Source organism: Alkalibacterium sp. MB6, from assembly GCF_009935905.1.
In the GTDB taxonomy this organism is placed as follows: Bacteria; Bacillota; Bacilli; order Lactobacillales; family Carnobacteriaceae_A; genus Alkalibacterium.
The window spans coordinates 18,807-42,159 of the sequence record NZ_PREX01000004.1 but is presented as its reverse complement, the minus strand read 5'-3'; the positions used below and the strand labels follow the sequence as shown (position 1 = coordinate 42,159).

At 40.9% G+C, this 23,353-nt stretch carries 15 protein-coding genes and 1 other annotated feature; of the genes, 4 read left to right on the top strand and 11 right to left on the bottom strand.

The features are described 5' to 3' along the window. Positions 1 to 51 precede the first annotated feature (51 nt). The 6 genes from C3945_RS02755 to C3945_RS12035 all read right to left on the bottom strand — a co-directional run bounded on the left by C3945_RS02755 (position 52) and on the right by C3945_RS12035 (position 12,196). Entirely contained in the window at positions 52 to 771 is a 720-nt protein-coding gene (locus C3945_RS02755; RefSeq protein WP_161878157.1) for a pseudouridine synthase, read from the bottom strand. A 20-nt stretch (positions 772 to 791) separates the two neighbouring features. Continuing rightward, positions 792 to 2,456 carry a putative polysaccharide biosynthesis protein gene (locus C3945_RS02750; RefSeq protein ID WP_161878156.1) on the bottom strand — a complete coding sequence of 555 codons (1,665 nt, stop codon included), beginning with the start codon at positions 2,454 to 2,456 and terminating at the stop codon, positions 792 to 794. Between the two features lie 270 nt (positions 2,457 to 2,726). Further along, a complete protein-coding gene (locus tag C3945_RS02745) occupies positions 2,727 to 4,487 on the bottom strand; it encodes an ABC transporter ATP-binding protein (protein ID WP_161878155.1) in 1,761 nt (586 codons plus the stop codon). 63 nt (positions 4,488 to 4,550) lie between these two features. Continuing rightward, entirely contained in the window at positions 4,551 to 6,968 is a 2,418-nt protein-coding gene (gene leuS / locus C3945_RS02740; protein WP_161878154.1) for a leucine--tRNA ligase, read from the bottom strand. 75 nt (positions 6,969 to 7,043) lie between these two features. Next, positions 7,044 to 7,266, bottom strand: a binding site (T-box leader). 51 nt (positions 7,267 to 7,317) lie between these two features. After that, on the bottom strand, positions 7,318 to 8,820 hold the full coding sequence (nagE, locus tag C3945_RS02735; RefSeq protein WP_161878153.1) for an N-acetylglucosamine-specific PTS transporter subunit IIBC: 1,503 nt from the start codon (positions 8,818 to 8,820) through the stop codon (positions 7,318 to 7,320). 196 nt (positions 8,821 to 9,016) lie between these two features. Continuing rightward, a complete protein-coding gene (locus C3945_RS12035; protein WP_161878152.1) occupies positions 9,017 to 12,196 on the bottom strand; it encodes a LysM peptidoglycan-binding domain-containing protein in 3,180 nt (1,059 codons plus the stop codon). A gap of 175 nt (positions 12,197 to 12,371) precedes the next feature. Between C3945_RS12035 and C3945_RS02725 the strand changes: the two genes are divergently transcribed. Both C3945_RS02725 and C3945_RS02720 read left to right on the top strand, forming a co-directional pair. Beyond that, entirely contained in the window at positions 12,372 to 12,935 is a 564-nt protein-coding gene (locus C3945_RS02725) for a class I SAM-dependent methyltransferase (protein ID WP_161878151.1), read from the top strand. 111 nt (positions 12,936 to 13,046) lie between these two features. Then, the gene (locus C3945_RS02720; RefSeq protein WP_161878150.1) at positions 13,047 to 14,078 is read left to right on the top strand and encodes an ATP-grasp domain-containing protein; all 1,032 of its coding nucleotides are present in this window, start codon (positions 13,047 to 13,049) and stop codon (positions 14,076 to 14,078) included. A 68-nt stretch (positions 14,079 to 14,146) separates the two neighbouring features. On the opposite strand, the gene C3945_RS02715 is transcribed toward C3945_RS02720, so the two are convergent. The 5 genes from C3945_RS02715 to C3945_RS02695 form a co-directional block, all read right to left on the bottom strand. Beyond that, complete coding sequence (locus tag C3945_RS02715) at positions 14,147 to 15,103, bottom strand: ABC transporter permease (RefSeq protein WP_161878149.1); 957 nt, start codon at positions 15,101 to 15,103, stop codon at positions 14,147 to 14,149. A 2-nt stretch (positions 15,104 to 15,105) separates the two neighbouring features. After that, the gene (locus C3945_RS02710) at positions 15,106 to 16,179 is read right to left on the bottom strand and encodes an ABC transporter permease (RefSeq protein WP_442862159.1); all 1,074 of its coding nucleotides are present in this window, start codon (positions 16,177 to 16,179) and stop codon (positions 15,106 to 15,108) included. Continuing rightward, positions 16,166 to 17,749 (bottom strand): ABC transporter ATP-binding protein, encoded by a 1,584-nt coding sequence (locus C3945_RS02705; protein ID WP_442862158.1) that lies wholly within the window; start codon positions 17,747 to 17,749, stop codon positions 16,166 to 16,168. The genes C3945_RS02710 and C3945_RS02705 overlap by 14 nt, the downstream gene beginning before the upstream one ends. 196 nt (positions 17,750 to 17,945) lie before the next feature. Continuing rightward, the gene (locus C3945_RS02700) at positions 17,946 to 19,094 is read right to left on the bottom strand and encodes a BMP family lipoprotein (RefSeq protein ID WP_161878148.1); all 1,149 of its coding nucleotides are present in this window, start codon (positions 19,092 to 19,094) and stop codon (positions 17,946 to 17,948) included. 189 nt (positions 19,095 to 19,283) lie between these two features. After that, positions 19,284 to 21,686 (bottom strand): DNA translocase FtsK, encoded by a 2,403-nt coding sequence (locus C3945_RS02695; protein WP_161878147.1) that lies wholly within the window; start codon positions 21,684 to 21,686, stop codon positions 19,284 to 19,286. 214 nt (positions 21,687 to 21,900) lie between these two features. Here C3945_RS02695 and C3945_RS02690 point away from each other — a divergent pair, with 214 nt between their 5' ends. Both C3945_RS02690 and yidC read left to right on the top strand, forming a co-directional pair. Beyond that, positions 21,901 to 22,272 (top strand): acylphosphatase, encoded by a 372-nt coding sequence (locus C3945_RS02690; protein ID WP_237585451.1) that lies wholly within the window; start codon positions 21,901 to 21,903, stop codon positions 22,270 to 22,272. A gap of 74 nt (positions 22,273 to 22,346) precedes the next feature. Continuing rightward, on the top strand, positions 22,347 to 23,318 hold the full coding sequence (gene yidC / locus C3945_RS02685) for a membrane protein insertase YidC (protein ID WP_161878146.1): 972 nt from the start codon (positions 22,347 to 22,349) through the stop codon (positions 23,316 to 23,318). Positions 23,319 to 23,353: the final 35 nt, after the last annotated feature.

Genomic DNA, 23,353 nt, shown 5'->3' with positions numbered 1-23,353 from the left:
AAAAACAGCCTGCCGTTTAGAGAATAGTCTCTAAGCGCAGGCTGTTTGCCATTATACTTCTTTTAATAGGTTGATTTCGTCATTGGTCAGTTCTCTATAGCTTCCTAGCTCGAGACTGCTGTCCAATTCAATCGGTCCCATAGACACACGTTTTAAATAGACGACTCGTTTCCCAACGGCTGCCATCATGCGTTTGACTTGATGGAACTTGCCTTCTCGAATGGTCAACTCAGCTATTGAACGATGACTATCTTGGTCTGTTTCTAAAATAGTGAGTTCTGCTGGCATGGTTTCGTAGTCATCGTCTAGGACGACTCCTTGTTTAAATACGTCGATGTCTCCTTCAGTTAATAGACCTTCAACTTCTACGTAATAAACTTTGTCAACGTGACGCTTGGGTGATAATAGTCTGTGAGTTAAGCGACCATCATTTGTCAGTATCAACAGACCTTCCGTATCGATGTCCAAGCGGCCTACCGGATGCGGTTCTTGCATACTGTCATTCGGTTCGAGTAAATCCAAAACTGTATCGTGCATCTCGTCTTCTGTTGCACTGATGACCCCTTGAGGTTTGTGCATCATGAAGTAGACAAATTCTTGGTAATCAATCGGCTCTCCACCAACTGTTACCTTGTCCGTATCCGGATCAACGTGTGTTTTAGGATCGGTTACGATAGCATCATTCACTTCAACGATTTTCGTTTTAAGCAACTTTTTCACTTCTTTTCTCGTGCCTAACCCACTATGAGCGAGCAGTTTATCAATTCTCATGGTGACTCCTCTCTCTTTACTTATTTTATTCTTAACTTACGTCTCACTTTTGAAGCTTGTACTCCAATCAGTTTATCGGCTAATTTTGTTTTCAATACTAAGTAGCCATAAACAGCTACTCCAAAGGCAGCAGCAACGCCCATCCCAATTAGTGCCTGCGATTTATCTTCATAATTTAGGAATTGTCTTAAGCCTAAATCAGCCAAGAATGTCGCCAGTCCCATGACTAATGATAAAACAAGAATCAATAAGGAGCGTCTGAACAATCGGGTTGCTGAAAAGTGAATTTCATTATACATTATGCGCATCATCATAAAGCAAATGACCCCAAAAGCCGTTATGCCTGACAAAATCATTCCATAAGGTCCAAGCCAGGCTACGAATATCAATTGACTGATTAATTTAGTAGCAAAGCCGACGATTAACGCTTTAATAGCCGGTCTTGTTAAATTAGCAGCTTGAAGCATATTCCCTAAAACGGCATACATCGCTACAAAAATACTCAATATAGCAGAGACTTGTGTGATGCTCGTCCCTAATGGATTATTACCATAGAAAACGGTATAAAGAGGTTCGGCAACGATTATCATCCCGATAGCAGCTGGGAACATGGCAAACAAAAGCAGCTGAACGCCGCGAGAAAATTGCCTTCTCACTTCTTTAATATTTTTATTTGCCATCAATTTACTTATTAAAGGAACTGAAGCTACGGCTAAAGCCGTTCCGAATGACGTTAATACCATAATCAATTTGTGGGCATTTCCTTGAGTGATACCATAGGTTCGTTCTATCATTTCCTCCGTCATACCAGAGAAGGCATTCATGATTGGTGAATAAGTTAATTGGTCAATCATTTGGAAAATAATAATGCCTGTTGAAATAATGATAAATGGAATCGATGTTTTGACAATTTCAATGATTAATTGGTTGGGTGAAACGGACAAATCGCCTTTACTGTCTTCTGCGCTTAAATTCAGTGCAGTTGTCATTGTCTTCATTTTATATCCAAGATAAAGCAGTGCGAAAATGGCTCCGACAAAAGCTGCAAAGGTCGAGAATGCAACTGCCGTGACGACTTCTCCACCGTTTACTTGACGAATAATAAAGACAGATGTTAATAGAAAAATAATTCGGGCAATCTGTTCGATAATTTGAGAAATCGCTGAAGGCGCCATTGTGTTATGCCCCTGTAAGAATCCACGTGTAACACTTAAAGTCGGGATAATCAGTAAAGCTGGAATAAGGGATCTCATGACAATCACTGCATCAGCTGAACTTGCTGACGGGCTCGTTTCTGCTAATAGGGGTGCAATAAAGAACATGGCCACAGCTGAGACGAGGCCTGTAATCCCCATAATCTTCATCCCTTGCTTATAAATGCCTTTGGATATTTCGTATTCGCCCAACGCATTATAATAACTCACCTTTTTAGAAATAGCTGATGGTACGCCTGCTGTAGCCAACGCTAAAAAGAAGGCATAAGGCGTGTAACCCATTTGATACAAGGCATTGGCTGCATCTCCAGGGCCTTGCCCACCCATCCAAGCGAACCAAGGGATGATATAAAGAGCACCCAGTACTCGAGATATCATGCTTCCAGCTGTCATCCAAGCGGCACCACTTACCATGGTGTTATCGTCTTTTAACTTTTTATCAACTGTACTCGTTACCATTTCATTTTCCATTCAAAAGAAACCTTCTTTCACCATTTCTCTTCTCGTTATTCTAACTAACAAAGAGAGTTCAGTGCCCTTAAAACGTTAAGGACACACGCGATTACAGTACACTATTATATTAAAGTTTATATTAAGAGGCGCTTTGTATCCCTCTTTATTGCAAGGCAAAAAAGGAGCAATGCTGCTCCTTTCTTACGCTAAACTCTATTTTACTTCTTTATTCGATGAGGTTCAATCCTTTGCGGAAAAGATTCATTATTCGTTCGTTAATTACATTTCTTATTCCTCTGATAATTGTTGACTAGCAAATAGTTTATACAAAGGATGAGTGTGCACTAATTCCTCGTGGGTACCTATCCCCGTCAATTGACCGTTCTCAATAAATAAAATCTTATCTGCATCCACTATCGTACTTAACCGGTGAGCGATGACAAAGGTGGTTCGACCGGCCATTAATTTGTTCAGAGCCTGAGAGACCATTTTCTCTGATTGACTATCCAAACTGGCAGTCGCTTCATCCATCATTAAGACTTTTGGATTTCTTAAAAAGGCTCTTGCAATATTAATCCGCTGGCGTTGTCCGCCTGATAGTTTACTTCCTCGTTCACCGATTTCTTCTTCTAATTGATTGGGCAGATTTTTGATAAATTCTGCCGCAAACGCCATGTCCAGCACCTTCCACAAATAGTCATCTGTTAAGGTTTCTGGATGTGGTAAGCCATAGCAAAGGTTTTCTCTAATCGATCCCGACATCATGGCATTTTCTTGTGACACATAACCGATTTGACTTCTCCAACTCGTCAAATTTATCTCTTCAGCTGGCGTGCCGCCTACTCTAATCTCTCCACTGTCTGGTCTATAAAACCGCTCCAGTAAAGCAAAGAGTGTCGACTTGCCTCCACCACTTGGCCCTGCGAACGCTATTTTTTCTCCGGGATTGGCTTGGAAAGAGACGTGCTTGATGACTGCTTTTTCGGCTTCATATGAAAAAGTGACGTTGTCAAAGATGATGGGGAGGTTCTCAATCGATAAGTCGATGCCCCCCATTTTTGCTTCTTCTTGTTCGTCTAAAATCATGGTGATGCGTTCGGTTGCGCCTGCCGCTTTTTGCATTTGCATGAAGAAGTTCATAAAGGTGGTTATGGGGAAAATCACTTGAAAGAGATACAGTAAAAAGGCGACTAATTGACCGGTTGACATGTTTCCCTGTGCAACTCGGACACCGCCGTATCCAATGAAAAAAACCATCACGCCCATCATCAAGGTATAAATCATGGGACCGATAATGGCCATATATTTGCCTTCTTTTAGTCCGATTTGGTAAAGGCTGTAAATGTCTTTTGTTCCTTTTTCTTTTTCATAGTCTTCTGCGATTGATGATTTCATTAATCGAATTTCAGCGATTGTCTGCTGGATTTTCCCTGAAAAGGTCGCTGTTTCATCCTGCATTTCCCGGGATACTTTAGCAATTCGCCTGCCTAATGGACGCGTTAGTGCCAAGCTTAAGGGAACTGCTGTCAACATCACCAGAGTCATTTGCCAGTCCATAAAAATGAGAATGATAAATATGCCGGTTAGCGATAAAATCCCATTAATAAATTGCGGAAAAAAAGAGGAGATTAAGTTTTGAACGATGCTTGTATCATTGGTCACTCGACTGACGATTTCTCCTGATGCATAACGGTCAAAAAAGTCTACGGGTAACTTGATCACTTTATTCCACAAGAATTCACGCAAGCCGGACACGACTCCTTGGCCAATTTTATGCAAAACATAATTGGAAAAACCATTTAGTAGGACTTGCAAGATAAAGATTCCGATAATAGCTCCAATCATCCACGGTGTAAAGGCATCAAATTCAATCCCATCGATGAATTGTTGAGTGGCTAAAGGAATCAATAATTGTGTCCCCGTTGTCAATAAGCTTCCAGCCAGACCAATGGCTATGAGACCTTTTGATATGTTGGTAGACCAGACGAGTTGGCCGAATCGCCTTAAATCTTGCTTCGTTAATTCATTGACTTTTTTGCCATTTTGCATCTTTCTATCCTCACTTCAGTTGATATGTAAAGAGGGAAGGACAAGCCTTCCCTACTCTAGTATTTAATTCGCAACAATATTGACTAACTTACCAGGAACGACAATCACTTTACGTATTGTTTTCCCTTCAAGTTGTTCGTTTATTTTTTCATCGTTCAGTGCTAGCTGCTCCAAGTCATCTTTTGAGATAGATGGAGACGCTTGTGCTTTAGAGCGAATTTTTCCGTTAATTTGGAAGACCACTTCTACTTCATCTGTGACCAATTTGCTCTCATCATAAGTTGGCCACTCTTCGTAAGTGATGCCTTCTGTGGACTTAGTCAATTTAGTCCAGAGTTCTTCTCCCAAATGTGGGGCAACGGGTGCTAACAATTTAACGAAGCCTTTCACGTACTCTATTGGTAGACCGTTTGCTTTGTAGGCTGCATTAACAAAGACCATGAGTTGAGCAATAGCTGTATTGAATTGCAGTGCTTCATAGTCTTCCGTTACTTTTTTCACTGTTTGATGGTAAACCACTTCAAGTGATTTGTCATTAAATGTTGTGACTCGGTCTCTTACTTTATCGTTCTCATCAATGAACAGACGCCACACACGGTCAAGGAATTTGCGTGACCCTTCCAAGCCGTCTTCACTCCAAGCGATCGCCGCTTCAAGGGGTCCCATGAACATTTCGTACAGTCTAAGTGTGTCTGCACCATATTGATGAACCACGTCATCTGGGTTCACTACGTTACCTTTTGATTTAGACATTTTTTCGTTGTTTTCGCCCAAAATCATTCCTTGGTTAAAGAGTTTCTGGAATGGCTCTTTTGTTGGGACAAGGTCCAGGTCGTAAAGAAATTTGTGCCAGAATCGAGCGTAAAGCAAATGAAGAACCGCGTGCTCTGCTCCCCCAATATACAAATCAACCGGCAGCCATTTTTTCAACAATTCGGGATCCGCCAATTGCTCTGTATTTTTCGGATCGATAAATCTCAAGAAATACCACGAACTGCCTGCCCATTGCGGCATGGTATTCGTGTCGCGTTTACCTTTGCGTCCTGTTTCTTCATCAACCACGTTAACCCACTCTGTGATGTTGGCCAAAGGAGATTCCCCTGTACCAGACGGTTTGATGTGATCGGTTTTGGGTAAAATAACCGGCAACTGGTCTTCTGGTACGACTGACGAGGTACCGTCTTCCCAATGAATGACTGGGATAGGTTCACCCCAATACCGTTGACGGGCAAATAGCCAGTCTCTCAATCGGTAGGTCGTTTTCTTGCGTCCCAAACCTTTTTCTTCCAAATACTCGTTCATTTTTTGAGCGGCTTCTTCATTTTCCAACCCATTCATAAAGTCCGAGTTAATGTGTTTGCCATTACCTACATAAGCTTCTTTTTCAGTATCTGTGCCTTCAATCACTGACTGAATCGGCAAGTCATATTTTTGAGCAAATTCAAAGTCACGCTCATCGTGAGCTGGAACGGCCATAATCGCTCCTGTTCCATAAGAAGCCAACACATAATCAGCAATCCAAATCGGCATGTCTTCTTTAGTGATTGGATGAATCGCATACGCTCCAGTGAATACACCAGATTTGTCTTTGTTCAAATCGGTACGTTCCAAATCTGATTTTTTATCAACGGCTTCTTTATAGGCTTGAACAGCTTCTTCTTGTTCTTTAGAGGTGATGCGATTAACGATTTCAGATTCTGGAGCTAGAACGGCATAAGTTGCTCCAAACAAAGTATCCGGTCTAGTCGTAAAGACAGTGAATTGTTCTTTGGAATCTTTAATATCGAACGTGATTTCAGCTCCTTCAGATTTACCAATCCAATTACGCTGCATGTCTTTAATGTGTTCAGGCCAGTCAACCTCTTCCAAGTCGTCTAGCAAGCGATCAGCATAAGCTGTAATTTTCAGCATCCACTGCTTCATCGGTTTACGGTAAACTGGATGCCCGCCTCGTTCAGATTTCCCATCAATCACTTCTTCGTTAGCCAAAACGGTCCCAAGTGCTGGACACCAGTTAACCGGAACTTCCGCTTCGTAAGCCAAGCCTTTTTCATACAGTTTAGTGAAAATCCATTGCGTCCATTTATAGTAGTCTGGGTCAGTCGTGTTGATTTCTCTTTCCCAGTCATAGCTGAAGCCAAGTGAATTGATTTGACGTTTAAATGTCTGAATATTCTTTTCCGTAAATTCTGCTGGGTCATTCCCTGTATCCAGTGCATATTGTTCAGCCGGCAAGCCAAAGGCATCCCAACCCATTGGGTGAAGAACGTTATAGCCTTGTGCCCGTTTCATTCTTGAAACAATATCTGTCGCTGTGTAGCCTTCCGGGTGTCCAACGTGAAGCCCTTGCCCTGATGGATAAGGAAACATATCCAGTGCGAAAAAATTCCCTTTTTCTTTATCTTCTGTCGTTTTAAATGATTGGTTCTGTTCCCAATACGCCTGCCATTTCTTTTCAATCTCCAAGTGATTAAAAGACATCTATTCTCTCTCCCTTTTTTAAACTCTATTGTTTGAAAAATAAAAAACCCTATGATCAACAGATTAATCTGCTAATCATAGGGCGTTCATATCGCGGTACCACCTAATTTTATTGCTTCTATGCGGACGAATCCGTTAGAAAAGCAATCTCAACTCCTTAACGCGGAGAACGACTTTGAGTACGTTATTTCCCCAAAGGCACTTCCAGGCGAGTTCAGCTTACATTCTGTGTATTTTCACCAACCATACACTCTCTAATAGGAATGAGTCGCTTACTGCTCCTGTTCGGTGTTTCTTTATCTCTCACCTATTCTACCAAAGAGTTCAGCTTCCCGCAATCCTTTATTTATTACAGTTTTTCGATTTCGTTTGCTACAAACTCAACTTCTGTTCCGACGACTACCTGTAAATTATTTTTACCGGCTTTTCTAACACCAGGAACATTGGCTTGTTTGATGCGATTTTCGTCTACTTTATTCATATCATTTAACTCAAAACGCAAGCGTGTTGCACAGTAATTCAAACTGGCAATGTTTTCTTTTCCGCCAATACCGTCCAAAATAATTTCCGCTTTTCTACGGAATTCATTATCTGCTGAAGCTGTAGCTGTTTGCTTACGTCCGTCAGTGCCTTGGTTAGCTGTTGGAGCTGCTGGAGCTAGTGTGTCTCCTGCAAATGCTCCATCATCCAAGTCCACTTCATCTCCACGTCCAGGCGTTTTCAAATTGAATCGCTCGATTGCCCAACGGAAAGCGAAGTAATAAATAACTGCAAATACTAAACCTTGTAAAATTAACATATACGGTTGGTTAGCTAGAGGTAAGTTGAAACTTAAGAAGCCATCAACAAATCCAGCACTGAAGCCAAATCCGGCTGTCCATCCAAAGAATGCTGCGATGAATAACGAAATACCTGTTAAGATAGCATGAATCAAGAAAAGTAATGGTGCGACGAACATGAAAGCAAATTCGATTGGTTCAGTTACCCCTGTAAAGAATGAGGCAAAACCTGCAGCCAACATCAATGATCCCACACGTTTTTTCTGGTCATCATGAGCCATATGGTACATAGCTAAACCACCAGCAGGAAGTCCGAACATCATCACTGGGAAGTAACCACCTTGGTACATACCTGTGACACCTAATTCTCCCGTTCCAGCCCAGAAGTTACCAATGTCATTGATACCAATGACATCAAACCAGAATACAGAGTTTAAAGCATGATGTAAACCAGTTGGAATCAATAATCGGTTGAAGAAGCCATATAGTCCTGCCCCAACTGATCCGAGTCCACTCATAAATGTACCAAAAGCAACGAGAGCATTGTATAGAACAGGCCATACAAGCATCAATATACCTGCTACAATAAGCGACACCACGGCCACAATAATAGGTGGAAGTCGACGCCCACTAAAGAAGGCAAGAGCTTGAGGTAAGCGTGTTTCGCTAAAGCGATTGTAAACAAGAGCCGCAATAATCCCGACTAAAATCCCAATAAATTGAGTTCTAGTCGCCCCAAAAGCTGCATCCACTTGCTCAACCGGAATATCCATCAGCATAGCAACAGTATCTGGTGCCAGCATGGTAGTTGTCACTAACCAACCGACCAATCCACTGATTGCTGCTGATCCATTATTATCCTTGGACATTCCCAGGGCTACCCCAATGGCGAACAATATACCCATATTGTCAATCAGTGAGGAACCTGCACGAATTAAGAAGGCGGCAACTTGGCTTTCTCCACCCCATCCGCTCGGGTCAATCCAGTATCCAATCCCCATTAAGATCGCAGCTGCAGGTAGTACTGCTACTGGCAACATAAGGGAACGACCAATGCGTTGTAAAAACTTCATACCTTTGTCACTCCTTTTTCCTTTTTTCATCTCCTTTGTTTATAAAAATAGTATTAAAAATAAGTTCGTTAAACAAAGAAGATGGTAGCTTTATTATAACTAATCCGCTTTCAAATGACTATAGTTTCTTTATTCATGAAACTTTGTACCATGAAATGAATAAAAGCCAGCCCCAAGTTGGCGGCTGGCTGAAACTTTAATTCTTAATGGTTAATACTTGGTCAACAAAAATCAAGTCTGTTTTCAAATGGTTCCATTCTCTGAGTGATTGAACAGTCGTCTTAAAGCTTCTGGCAATATGTGATAAGGTATCGCCGCTTTTAACTCTATACGTACTGGTTTTCACTTCAGCTACTTTTTCGTTTGTAGAGGACGGTGGCGTGGTCGATCCCGTTGTTGGAGACAGAATTTGAAGCTCTTGGTTCACGAAAATGATGTCACTCGTCAACTTATTCCATTCTTTTAGTTGATTAATTGTCACATTATACTCACGAGCAATATGAGATAAGGTATCTCCCGCTTTTACTTTGTGAGATAAAGTCTGACTCACTGGTTTTACTTCTGGCTTAGCTGGTACAGGTGCAGATTGTTGATTAGTTGTTACCTGCAGTTGTTGCCCTACAAAAATGCGGTCAGCATTGTCCAACTTATTCAGTTCACGCAAGTTTGCAACAGTCGTCTGATAAGTTTTAGCTAGTTGACTTAATGTATCGCCAGCTACAACAACGTGTATTCCTGTTGGTTGTGCTGGTGTGACCGGCTTGCCTACTTCAGGTTTCGCTGGAGAGACAGGCTGTTGGGTGACATTAGAAACGAGCAAGCTTTGACCAATATAAATGACATCACTTGTTAAGTTATTGTCTTGTCTTAATTTAGCTACTGTTGTGTTAAATTCACGAGCAATTTTTGATAAGCTGTCGCCACGAACGACAACATAACTACCTCTTACTGGAGCTGTTTCTTTAACAGGTGGTGTAGGCGTAGTCGGCTGTGTTGGAGACGCAATGGACAAGACTTGACCGACTCTAATTAAGTCAGACTGAAGTCCATTCATCTCTTTTAATCTCGCCACTGTCGTTTTGTTCAAGAGGGCAATACGGATTAAGGTATCGCCTGCTTTGACCGTGTAACTGCCTTGTCCTTGTTGGCTGTCAGGTGTCGTTACAGGTGCCTTTTCAGGAGCTGGCTTTGTTTGTTCTTCCAAGGGTTGAGGTAACGTCAGTCTTTGACCCACATAAATGGTGTCAGAAGACAACTTATTCAATGTCTTCAATGTGTTTACTGTTGTTTTATAGTTTCTTGCTAAAGCAGATAATGTGTCTCCGGCTTTTACGACATGAGTCTGGCCACTTGCTGATTGATTATCATTAACGTCTGGTTTAACTGTTTCAACAGGTTTTTCAGGAGTTGAAGCTCCTGGAATCACTAAGATTTGGTTAACGTAAATGACATCGCCAGTTAGTTGATTGGCCTCTCTTATGGCTCCTATAGTCGTTTTGAATCGTACGGCTATATGAGACAATGTGTCTCCTCTTGAAACAGTATAACTGACCCCGTTTTCAAGAGGACGGTCAGGTGTCACTGTTTCTACGGGAGTTGACGTTTCCGGTTTAACGGACTCTTCCGGTTTAGATGGTGCAGGTGTGACGGGTTGACTTGGTGTCGGCTGAACAGGTTGCGGTTGACTTTGTGCAGCTGGTACGATTAATCGCTGACCAACAAAGATCAAGTCCGTTTTCAGGTTGTTGGCAGCTTTCAACGCATGTACCGTTGTTTTATGCTCTAAAGCAATTTCACTTAATGTATCCCCTCTAACGACGAGGTAACTCGTCGTCTGACCACCGTTATTGGTAGGCGGAGTAACAGGTGTTTGCGGAACTGGAGCCGGCGTTGGTGCAGGATTCGGTTTAGTTACGCCATTTACTGGTACGTCATATTGAGTTAAATTGTACAGTTGAATCAAGTTATTCAGCTTACTGGCATAAGTCGGGTCAGTAGCGTATCTGCCTTCTAACCATGCCGTTGCATCACGGTATGATGTCGTATTCTCTACCCATGTTCCTGAATAGAACTGTGGGTTCCAACTTGTTCCTCTTCTTAACAGTCTTGCATTGTCACGCAGGGACGCTTCATAACTTGGGTACTTTTTAAAGTGGTCAGTAATCGTAATCCAACCTGTATTTGAATAGTATTCACGCGTCTGCATGGCAACAGACTGTCCTTGGTATGATCCTTTGATACCGAATAAATTGTGATTTGGTGCAGTAGATAAACGGCTTCTACCATAGCCCGACTCTAAGCTGGCTTGAGCAATCATAACAGACGCATATAGACCGTGTTCCTGAGCCACTTGTTGAGCAAAGCCTGCGATTTGATTAATAAAAGCTTGTGGTGTTTTAGCTTGTTCCAAGTTTCCAGGTATGCTTTGTGTTGGTTTTGGAGCTTGGGTTTTTCCTGCTTCATTGATAGCTAAGGTTTGTCCAACTGAGATACGGTTCACATTGGTTAAGTTGTTTAATGATGCAATAGTGTTCACTGTCGTTCCGTATTGTTGGGCAATTTTATTTAGAGTATCACCCGATTTAACCACGTGAACGATTGCTTTTTCAGCAGGTTTTTCAGTTTGTTTTGGTGCTTGGGCTTTAGGTGTTTCTAATTTCGGCGCTTCTTCAACCGGTTCTTCTTCTGGTTCTTCTACAACCTCTTCTTCAATCGTTTCTATTGGTTCTTCTGGTTCTTCTGGTTCTTCTGGTTCTTCTGGTTCTTCAAAATTTTCTTCAGTAATCGGCTCTTCTACTTCCACAGATTCATCAGAACTGTCAAGTGCTAAACTAACCGTTTCTATTTCAGTCGTTTCATCAAGGTCCGTTTCTAACTCGTAATCAACCTCATCACTGATTTCTTCTAATTCCTCGATTTCTTCTGTCTCATCAAGTTCAACCACTTGGTCAGCTGATTGCAGTTGACTTTCAAGCAGTCCGGTAAAAATAGCGTCTAACTGTTCGTAGGATAAGGTTTGGTTATGTAATTGATCCAGAACAGATTGCCCGCCTGCCATTTCAATCATTTTGATAAGCTGATTTTTTATGTAGGTTAATTCTTCTTTTTCTTCATCAGTTAGGGTTTCAATTGCAGCTTCTGTTTCTTCTACAGACGCATTCGCTTCTTCCATTGCACCTTCTAAAGCAGTATACTGTTCATATAAATGAAGCAGTTCATCATGATCCACTGACCATTCTTGTGCATCTACTGCTTGTGAAAATCCACCTGTCGCTAAGACGCTGACAAGTATACCGGCAGATAAGCTGACTGGACGTAATTGTTTTGTTGGTCCAATTGATTTGTTAAGGGGCACCTTATATTTATTCATCTTCATTAAATTGCTCCTTTCAAATTAAGCATGTCTTTGTTCATTTATTATACCTGTCCTGTGTCCAAAGAGAAACGGTAATTTTCTTCAAATCAACTTTGTTATTTATTTGTAATATAAATATGAATGAAATGAGTCGTTATTCACTTTTTGTTAATCGTCATCGAAAGGAGCCTCTGTTTTGTTACAATCCCCTCTTGCTTTTTCACATGCGTTACTTAAACAAACAGTTCATGCAGGCGATTCTGTCATTGATGCAACCGCTGGGAACGGGAACGACACGTTATTACTGGCTAATTTGGTTGGTAAAGACGGTCGAGTTATTGCTTTTGATATTCAAGAAGAAGCTATCGCTATTACTCGTGAAAAACTATTAGCGGCAGGTTTAAATGATAGAGTTGACTTACAGCACAATGGTCACGAACATATACTAGAAATCTGTCCAGATAGTGAATCAATTTCAGCTATTGTTTTTAATTTAGGCTATCTACCTAAAGGAGATAAGTCTATTGTGACTATTCCCGAAACCACACTCAAGGCTTTAGATGCTTCTTTAAACGTATTAAAGAAGAAGGGTATGCTCTTAGTTATGGTGTACCACGGCCATCCCGGTGGCAAAAAGGAAAAATCCGCCGTTTTGGATTTTGCATCTGCCTTACCACAAGAGCATTTCAATGTGCTGAATTATGGATTTATCAATCAAAAAAATGATCCACCCTTTTTATTGGCTATTGAAAAACGATAGCTTATATCCCTTTAGCGGACATTGTATTATTTGAAGATAGTTTAATTGCTGTGTTATCATAGATTATAGTGTACATAAATAGCCTCTCGGAGTACAGAAGGAGATTTTTTCATGGAAAAATTGACCGTATTAGTTACCGCCGTTGGTTCACCTATCGCACACGGCGTGTTAAAAGGATTAAAAGAAAGAGATGACATTCATATTATCGGGACTGAATCCCGTGCCGTTACTGCAGGAAATGCACTTTGTGATACGGTTTATCAAGTCCCCCGCTTCAAGGATAATGTGGAAGACTACTTTAAAACCCTTAACGATATTATAGAAAAGGAACATGTACAAGCCCTCTTCTCTTGTTACCCTCCTGAAATCGATCTTTATGAGGAGTATAAGAACAGACTGTCCATTCCGTTTTCTCTCCCAACTAGTCAACATTACCCTAAGCTTCGGGATAAAGAACAAGCTTATAAATGGCTAAAAGAAGCTGGGCTGGAAAATGTTATCCCTACTTATTATGCTTTTGATACAAGCGATGAATTATTAGCGATTAAAAACAAATACTTTAAAGACCACAGCCACGTCATCGTTAAAGATGTCTCGGGTTATGCCGCAAGTGGCTTTGCTATTTTAACAGACCGCCAGCATTTCTTGAAAGCTGTTCAAAATCAAAAGAATCGGGTTTATTACATAAACGATTATATCGAAGCAGTGCCTGATACACGGCGTATTATGATGGAAGAATTGGAAGCCCCTGAATACAGTGTGGATGTGTATGTTCATGCAGGAAAAACTGTTGTTGCCGTTCCTAGAGACCGAGCAGGTGTGTCGAGTGGTCTGGTCATTGAAGGTTCTGTAGTAAAAGAAGATCGTTTAATAAAACTGTCTACTGAGATTGCTGAGGTTTTTATTGAGGATGGTTTTATCAATCTTCAATTTATGAAGGAGCATGGCGAATTTAAACTAACAGATATTAATCCCCGCTTTTGCGGCAGTCAGGTCATGTCCCTTGGCGCAGGCGTCAACTTCCCTTCTCTCTTCTTGACTTACCAATTGACAGATGACAGACCGGTACCTAAACCAATTTGGAATACGCGCATGTACCGTTACAGAGAAACCTACTTCCATCATTTTAATGAGAGTAAATAACAGACTATTAAAAAGAAGGCCATCCCAATTAAACGGGATGGCCTTCTTTTTTGTACTACTGAGTTTCGTTATTTTGATTTAACGTAGGTATTACCTAGATCTTTAGGTGCTTCTGAACGTCCCACTACTCCTACTAGGATAACAATAGTTAGTAAGTACGGAAGAACTTTAAGCCAGACAGAAGGGATATCTTGAATAATTGGAATATAGTTTCCTACGCGAGCTAAACTGTGAGCGAATCCGAAGAAAATAGCTGCACCCATAGCTCCCAATGGATTCCATTTACCGAAGATCATTGCAGCCATCGCAATAAACCCTTGTCCGGCAACCGTTAAAATACCAAACTCATTATGGATAGCCTGTGCTTGAATCGCTCCACCAATCCCACCTAACAAACCAGAAATCATTACACCTGAATATTTCATTAGGTAAACGTTGATTCCTAACGTTTCAGCAGCATGAGGATGCTCACCTACTGATCGTAACCTTAGACCGAAACGAGTTTTGTATAAGACAATCCAACATAAAATAGCAACCAATATGCCTAGGTAAGCAGGACCTGATGTATTTCCGAAGAAAATAGGTCCGATAACTGGTATACGGTGTAATAAGAAGATGTTAGAACGACCGAATGAGCGTCCTAAAGGCCCTGTTTGTGCAGCTCCATAAATGGCTCGTGTCAAGAAGACAGCTAAGGCTGGGGCTGCTAAGTTAATGACCGTACCAGAAATAATGTGATCTGCACGTAAGTTAATCGTTGCAACAGCATGGATTAGTGAGAATAAGACCCCAATCAGTCCACCTGCCAACAATCCTAACCATGGCGTCATTTGCCCAAATGTTTCAAAGAATGTCAAGTTGAAAACAGCTGACATGAATGCACCCATGACCATGATTCCTTCTAGCCCAATGTTTACGACACCACTACGTTCTGAGAATGTTCCACCAAGTGCTGTAAAAATTAATGGAGCAGCATAGGTTAGTGAACTTGAAACGATTAATTGTAATAATGACTCTAAATTCATGCCTATTCTCCTCCTTCATTTTGAACGGCTTTATTAGTGGATACTTTATTTAAAACGAGTCTAATCAAGTAATTGGCTCCGACGAAGAAGATGATAGCAGCAATAACGATAGATGCCATTTCATCTGGAACGCCTGCACGGTTAGGCATAAAGCCAGCCCCTACATCCAATACACCAAACAAAATAGAAGAGAAGAAAATCCCAATTGGGTTTCCTAGTCCAAGTAAGGCAACGGCGATTCCGTTAAAGCCTATATTTGGCAAAGCGTTTTGAGTAAATAAGTTACCAAAGGTTCCCATTCCATGGATAGCTCCGCCCAAACCAGCTAAAGCCCCACTAATCACCATTGATAAAATTATGTTTTTCTTCGCGCTCATCCCTGCGTAAGTTGAGGCAAATGGGTTTAAACCTACTGCACGTATTTCAAAACCTGCAGTCATGTGTGTCATGAAAATCCAGTAAAGAATAACGACGACTATTGCAATGAAGAAGCCCATATTTAAACGTGAACCTGCTGTTAAATCAGTTAACCAACCCACTCTTAAGCTTGCATTTTCGCTGATACGTTCAGTTGTATTCCCTACTGCTAGAATGTTACGAATAATATAATTTGTTGTATGCAAGGCTGTAAAGTTAAGCATGATGGTAACAATGACTTCACTCGTACCAAAATACGCTCTTAGGAAACCAGCAATACCAGCCCAAATCGCTCCAAATAAGACCCCTGCTCCAATACTTAATGGAACCAAAACCAGTCTTGGCAAATCTGGGAAAGCTAAGGCAACCCAGATGGCGCTGACCCAACCTGCAAGTAATTGTCCGGATACGCCAATATTAAAGAATCCTGCTTTAAAGGCAATCGCAAAACCTAGACCTGTAAAGGTTAAGATCGTTGCTTGTCTTAAGGCTTCACCTAAAAAGTAAGGACTACCAAATACGCCCATTATCATGGCTTCATAAGCTGTTATTGGGTTGTATCCAAAGAACAGCATGAGAATCGCTCCGAAAACAAATCCGAGTATAATGGAAAATATAGGCACCAATAAGTTATCAAGTTTGCTTCTACTTACTTTCAACAAAGGATTCGCTCTCCTTTCCAGTTTCTTTCTTTACTTCTTCATGTGCTTTTTCAGGAGAGACTCCAGCCATGAGCAAGCCTAATTCTTTTTCATTTGTTTCATTAGCATTCACAATAGCAATGATATTTCCGTCATACATCACAGCAATTCGGTCAGAGACGTTCATGACTTCATCTAATTCGTAACTCATTAAAATAACGCCTTTTCCGTTGTCACGCTGTTCTACCAAACGTTTGTGGATGTACTCAATTGCACCAACGTCCAAACCACGTGTAGGTTGAGCCGCAATCAATAGTGACGGGTTACGATCAATTTCTCTCGCGATAATTGCTTTTTGTTGGTTACCACCTGACAAAGCAGCAGCCGGGCTTTCTTCACTTTGCGTACGCACGTCAAATTCCTTAATTAATCGTTTCGCCTGCTCTTTTACTTTATCATGCTGTAAGAAACCATTTTTGCTGTAAGGTTTTTGATAGTACGTCTGTAGAGAAATATTTTCTTCTAATCTCATTGGAAGGATTAACCCATACTTCTGTCTATCTTCTGGAATATGTCCGAGACCGGTTTCAGTTATATGACGAGGCTTTAAATTCGTAATATCTTTACCGTCTAGAGTGATGGTTCCTGAGTCAACTTTAGTCAGACCAGTGATAGCTTGAATTAACTCCGACTGTCCGTTTCCGTCTACTCCAGCAATACCTAAAACTTCTCCTGCTTTAACCTCTAAACTAATCTTTTTAACAGCATCGAATCCACGAGCTTCTTTTACAACTAAATCTTTAATGACTAATACTGGCTCTTGTGGGTTAGCTGGTTTTTTGTCAACTTTAAACGATACTGAGCGTCCAACCATCATATCAGCCAATTCTTGCTGAGAGGTTGTTGCCACCTCAACCGTATCAATACTCTTACCGCGACGAATAACTGTACAACGATCGGCTACAGCTTTGATTTCATCTAATTTATGCGTAATCAAAATGATAGACTTCCCTTCTTTGACTAACGCTTTCATAATTCCCATTAACTCGTCGATCTCTTGGGGAGTCAACACGCCTGTTGGTTCATCGAAAATAAGAATATCTGCTCCACGATAAAGTGTTTTAAGTATTTCTGCTCTTTGCTGCATGCCTACAGTAATCGATGCAATTTCGGCTTTCGGATCAACTTTTAAGCCATAACGATCAGATAATTCTTGAACATCTTTTTCTGCTTCTTTTGCATCAATAAAGCCAAAGCGGTGCTTTTCTTTACCGAGCATGATATTTTCTGCCACTGTAAACTTATCCACTAACATAAAGTGTTGGTGAACCATTCCAATACCAAGTTTATTAGCGACGTCCGGAGAAGAGATTTGAACTTCTTGTCCATTTACCTTGATTGTTCCTGATGTCGGTTCCAATAATCCAGACAATATATTCATTAAAGTCGATTTACCTGCTCCGTTTTCTCCTAACAGTGCATGAATTTCTCCTTTTTTAACATCTAAATGTACGTCGTCATTGGCTCTGAAGGTCCCGAATTCCTTCGTAATCCCTATCATCTCAATAACATTTGCTGTCTGAGCCACTACCGATCCCTCCTTGTTTCTAATATAATTCCCAATAGTTATTATTACTTATTCTATCCTACTATTCAAGTAGTCTTAAGAAATATAATAGAATTCATTGTGACAATGAATTCGTTTTCTATAACAGACTGAAAAAAAAGCGCCAGCCCTCGGACTAGCGCTTTTCATTTATATATCTACTTTAATCGATGAAAGATTAGTTACTGTAAGTGAATTCTGGAACTTCAAGTTCACCGTCAATGATTGATTGACGTGCTTCTTCTACTGCAGCCCAAGCTTCTTCAGACATGTTACCGCGAGTTAGACCAACACCGTCTTCTTCAAGTCCATAAGCGATGTTTTTTCCACCAGGGAATCCTTCTTCCATTGTTTGGTCAGCTGATAAGATAATAGATTTTCCTACACCTTTAAGCGTTGAAGTCAATGTGAAGTTTCCGCCATCCCAGTTTCCTTCTTCTTCTTGGTCACGGTCAACCCCGATTACCCAAAGTTGACTGTCAGGATCTGACTCTAAACGGTTACGAGCTTCCGTAAACACACCGTTACCTACAGCACCAGCTGCGTGATAAACAATGTCTGCTCCGTTCGTGAACATACCTGCAGCGATTTGTTGTCCAATTCCAGCATCACTAAATGATTCTGCGTATTGAACATCCACTTCAATGCTCTCATCTACATGAGCAACACCAGCAGTAAATCCTGTTTCAAAACGGTCAATAACTGGTCCAGCGATACCGCCGATAAAGCCTACTTGACCTGTTTCAGTCGTGTGAGCAGCTGCTACACCAGCAAGGAATGCGGCTTCGTGGTCGCGGAAAGTTAACGATACAACGTTATCAAGTTCAGAAATTTCATCGACAATACCAAACCATTGGTCAGGATTTTGTGCAGCGACATCATTAACTGAATCTAGTAATAAGAATCCAATACCATAAATGATGTCATGTCCGTCAGCTAATGCGGCGTTTAAGTTTGGAACGAAGTCAGCTGAGTCGTTAGATTGGTAATAGTTGATACCGTCTCCACGTTCGCCACTGTATCCATTGTCAACTGCCCATTCTTGCATACCTTCCCAAGCGGACTGGTTAAATGAACGGTCGTCTACTCCACCTTCATCGGTAATCATAGCGATTGAAAAATCAACGGCTTCTGTATCATCACCTTCGTCAGTAGTGTCTTCGTCTGTATCTGTGTCACCGGTATCACCTGTGTCAGTCGACGTATCTCCAGTTGCAGGATCTTCTACTGGTGTATCTCCTCCTCCAGCATCTTCCCCTTGACATGCTGCCAACAAGAAAGCAGAAGCTCCAAGAGCTAATAGACTTCTTAATTTGATCGTTGTCATATCTTATTCCCCCTATTTTTTATCTTGCTCTAAGAAAGCCAACAGCATCAAGACGTTTGTAAAAGCGTATGTACTCAAACGTGGTTCCGCTGTCAACATCCTTTCAAGCATATAGTAACACTTTTGTAATAAAATTAAAAGTTAGAAATCAATAATTATTCTCATCATTTTTTCTTTTATGCATATTCACTACATTCCTAGACTCTGTTGATCTTCTTCCCCAGCTGAATCTTCTACTAACACTTCTCTTGGTTTAGAACCTTCTGAAGATCCAACGATCCCTTTCATTTCCATCTCATCAACTATACGTGCTGCTCGATTATAGCCAATTCTAAAGCGTCTTTGCAAAAGAGAAATACTTGCTGTTTGCATTTCAACGACTAATGCGACAGCTTCATCATATAATTCATCTTCTGATTCTCCAGCGGCTGATTTGGGTTCGTCTTTAGGAATCATTTCTTCTACATAATTAGCTCCTTGTTGGTCTTTAACAAAGCTAACAATAGCCTCAACTTCTTCATCAGAAATAAATGCCCCTTGAACCCGGTTAGCTTTATTGGCTCCCATAGGTTGAAACAGCATGTCTCCTCTACCTAAGAGTTTTTCTGCTCCATTGCTGTCCAGAATCGTTCGTGAGTCTGTTCCGCTTGATACTGCAAAGGCTATTCGTGAAGGGACGTTTGCTTTAATGATACCTGTAATGACGTCAACACTTGGCCGTTGTGTAGCTAGTATCATGTGTATGCCAGCAGCACGAGCCATTTGTGCCAATCGGATAATGGAATCTTCTACTTCATTTGAAGCCACCATCATCAAATCTGCTAACTCGTCTACTATGACAACGATATAAGGGAGTGGTAGTAACTCTTCATCCGACTCCTTATTTCTTTTCTTAATTAATGTGTTGTAGCCTTCCATATTTCTCGATCCACTTGCCGCAAATAATTCATAGCGGCGTTCCATCTCTTGCACAACCTTTTGCAAAGCTTGTGCCGCTTTTTTAGGATTCGTAACCACTGGTGTCAACAAATGAGGAATGCCGTTATACATATTCAACTCAACCATTTTCGGATCGATCATCATCAATTTTACTTCGTTCGGTTTTGCTTTGAGAAGCAAACTGGTGATGATACCATTTATGGCTACAGATTTTCCTGAACCGGTAGCTCCGGCTACTAATAAGTGAGGCATCTTAGACAAATCAGCCATTGCTACGTGTCCCGCTATATCTCTTCCTAAAGGCACTTCCAGTAACTTGTCTTTGTTACTAACCTGACCTTCGATGACGTCTCTAAAGGAAACCATGCTAACTTCTGAATTGGGTACTTCTATTCCAATCAGTGCTTTTCCTGGAATCGGCGCTTCCATACGAATATCTTTAGCCGCTAAAGCAAGAGCAATATCATCGGTTAATCCAACAATCTTACTGACTTTTACACCTGTAGCTGGTTGGATTTCATATTTCGTTACTGCTGGACCAAGATTGGCTTTGGTTACCTTGGCATTTACTCCGAAACTTTCAAATGTTTCTTCGAGTTTCTTGATGTTCTGTTTGATAATGGAATATTCATTGGACTGATCCACTTTCTGACGCTTGTCCAGTAAGGTAAGGGGTGGTAATTTATACGATTCGTTTTCTTTTTCGCTTACCTCGAACTTCACCGGCGAGTCGTCGTCAGTTGTTTCATCTTCAACTTGTTTCTGGCTGTTGCCTTTTGCTTTAGCTTGAGCCATTAGTGTATCTTCTTCGAATTCTAAAGCAGTCTGTTCTCCTTCTAAAGCTTGCCCAGCATCATCATCCGTTGCTTGGTTGTATGTAGGGTAAGCAATAATGGATTCTGAGTCGTCCTCCGTTGCTGCCACTGATGGCTCCTCGTTTTGTAAGGACTTGTCTGTCGTTTTCTTTCTTGACGCACGCTTTTTTTGCTTAGCTGGTTTTTGACTCTTGTTTTTTCGGCTATTTTTGAAACTTGACTGAACAGTCGTGCCAATTGTTTTAAATCCACTACCTATCCACATAAATAGTGACTTCAAGCCTTTTCTAATTCTATCAAATAGATTTCGGTATGATAATTGGAAAAACGTCATCACACCCAGAAAGACCAGGGTCAAAATCATTAAGTAGGTCCCTACGAAGGAGAATAAGAAGTAGCTGGCATTAAAAAATACGGCACCTATCATTCCTCCTCCTAATGCTTCATTTACACTATTAGAGGTAAATTCTGACCAAAAAAAGCGCCAGGTTGCATTCACACTATTAATTGATTCAGACATAATGGCAGCAAATAATCTTGAATGAAGGATAACAAGCCAAGCGGTATAAATTAAACTAGCTCCTTTTGTTTTCGCACCTTTATAACTTGGCCAACTGCCTTTCAAAAGTAAATAAATACCTGTTACCAATAATATAATAGCTAAAAAGTGATACGTATCTCCTACAAAAAATCGAAAGATGTTTGTAAATACTCTTCCGGCAAAGCCGAATGATCCTAATGCTAATAAACTTATAAAAAATAATATAAATCCTGTAATCTCCGGTGCAATTTTATGTTGTTTTTTCTTTGGTCGTCCTCTTTTTCTCGCTCTCGCCATATCGTGACTCCTTTCCACATACTCGCTTAATTATACCATGAAACAAAAGGTCAAGGTAGGCTCGGTTTTCTTCCATAAAGAAGCAAGCGAATGGTAGAATCGACTCTGATACCCTTATAATTGACCCAGCACAAGTATAAAAGGTAAAATGAGATTGAAAGGTTATGAGAACCAAGTCCATCCGTTTGCCTATCTTAATGAAGGAGTGCTTAAAATGGGATCCATGTTCAGAGAGTTTTTTAATAAGGGAAAAAATAGAGAATCGACTGGTGAAGTCATTTATGCCAATGATCCTAAAGAGGATGAAGCCTTGCAAAAAGCTCGTATAGAGATTTCCGGACGTGTTCAAGGAGTGGGCTTTCGCTTTTCAACACAACAAGCAGCTCAAGAGTTGGGTGTTAAAGGTATCGTACGGAATGAATCGGACGGCACCGTTTATGTGGAAGCCATTGCGGAACAAGAGACGATGGACCAATTCATTGAGGCATTGAGGAAGGGTCCTAGTCCAGCAGCTGATGTGGACAAAGTTGTGGTGACATTTGATCCTAACATTGAAGAAAAATCTAATTTTTCTCAAGTCAATTGAATTCAGCTCTTCTTTAATGTATAGTGATGAATAGCGTGGCGCAGATGCCTTGCTTAATTTTTATAAGGGATTGAATGAATTTGAGAAACCGAACTAAAAAATTATTATTATCTGGCGGAATGTTAACGATGGTTTTGTTCCTGTCGGGATGTATTCGAATCGACCAAGAAGGTAACCCGGCTGGTGGGATATCTCAGTTCTTGTTCGACTACCTTGTTATACCAACACAACAATTCATTGAAATTTTAGCTGATTTATTCGGAAGCTATGGTTTGGCAATCATTGCGATTACCATTATCGTCCGTCTTCTGATTTTGCCTCTATCTGTTAAACAACAACGTTCGACTATGGAACAACAAGTCAAGATGGAAGCTATTAAACCAGCTACTGAAGAGATTCAAGCGGAGCTTAAAGCGGCAACCGACCCTCAAGAAAAGCAGGAACTGAATCAGGAATTAATGGAAGTTTATCGTGAACACAATGTTAGCATGCTTGGCGGCTTATCAGGCTGTCTGCCTCTCTTAATCCAATTGCCTATCTTTACGGCGATGTATCAGGCGATTAACATGTCTGAATCCATCCGAAACGCTACATGGTTAGGGATTCAATTAGGACAAAGAAGTATTGGGTTGGCTGTCATTACTGGTATTATTTACTACATTCAAACACGCGTGATGCAAGCTGGTATGCCTGAAGAGCAACGTAAGCAATCAGGTACCATGATGTTGATGAACCCGGTCATGATTTTAATGTTCTCTATCTCCGGTCCTGCCGGTTTAACTCTTTACTGGTTTGCTGGTGGATTGGTTGCTATTGCACAGTCACTGATTACAAACTTGTACTACAAGCCTAAAATGGAAAAAGAATTAAAAGAGAAACACGGCAGGACTAAAGTGGTCGAACGTAAAAAACGACCGCGTAAAACTGTAACTCCAGCTCAATCAGGAGTTGTTAATCCTGCACCGACTGCAAAAGAAAGACGTAAAAATCAAAGTCCTTTCGAGCAAAAAGGTGGACGTAATGCTGGTAAACAGCAACGTCGTTAATTTAATAGACGATTAAAAGAGCGATCACTTAGCTG

Coding starts and splice junctions, on each gene's coding strand:
- C3945_RS02755 (WP_161878157.1), bottom strand. CDS start 771: ATGAGAATTGATAAACTGCTCGCTCATAGTGGGTTAGGCACGAGAAAA.
- C3945_RS02750 (WP_161878156.1), bottom strand. CDS start 2,456: ATGGAAAATGAAATGGTAACGAGTACAGTTGATAAAAAGTTAAAAGAC.
- C3945_RS02745 (WP_161878155.1), bottom strand. CDS start 4,487: ATGCAAAATGGCAAAAAAGTCAATGAATTAACGAAGCAAGATTTAAGG.
- leuS (WP_161878154.1), bottom strand. CDS start 6,968: ATGTCTTTTAATCACTTGGAGATTGAAAAGAAATGGCAGGCGTATTGG.
- nagE (WP_161878153.1), bottom strand. CDS start 8,820: ATGAAGTTTTTACAACGCATTGGTCGTTCCCTTATGTTGCCAGTAGCA.
- C3945_RS12035 (WP_161878152.1), bottom strand. CDS start 12,196: ATGAAGATGAATAAATATAAGGTGCCCCTTAACAAATCAATTGGACCA.
- C3945_RS02720 (WP_161878150.1), top strand. CDS start 13,047: ATGGAAAAATTGACCGTATTAGTTACCGCCGTTGGTTCACCTATCGCA.
- C3945_RS02715 (WP_161878149.1), bottom strand. CDS start 15,103: ATGAATTTAGAGTCATTATTACAATTAATCGTTTCAAGTTCACTAACC.
- C3945_RS02700 (WP_161878148.1), bottom strand. CDS start 19,094: ATGACAACGATCAAATTAAGAAGTCTATTAGCTCTTGGAGCTTCTGCT.
- C3945_RS02695 (WP_161878147.1), bottom strand. CDS start 21,686: ATGGCGAGAGCGAGAAAAAGAGGACGACCAAAGAAAAAACAACATAAA.
- C3945_RS02690 (WP_237585451.1), top strand. CDS start 21,901: ATGGGATCCATGTTCAGAGAGTTTTTTAATAAGGGAAAAAATAGAGAA.
- yidC (WP_161878146.1), top strand. CDS start 22,347: ATGAATTTGAGAAACCGAACTAAAAAATTATTATTATCTGGCGGAATG.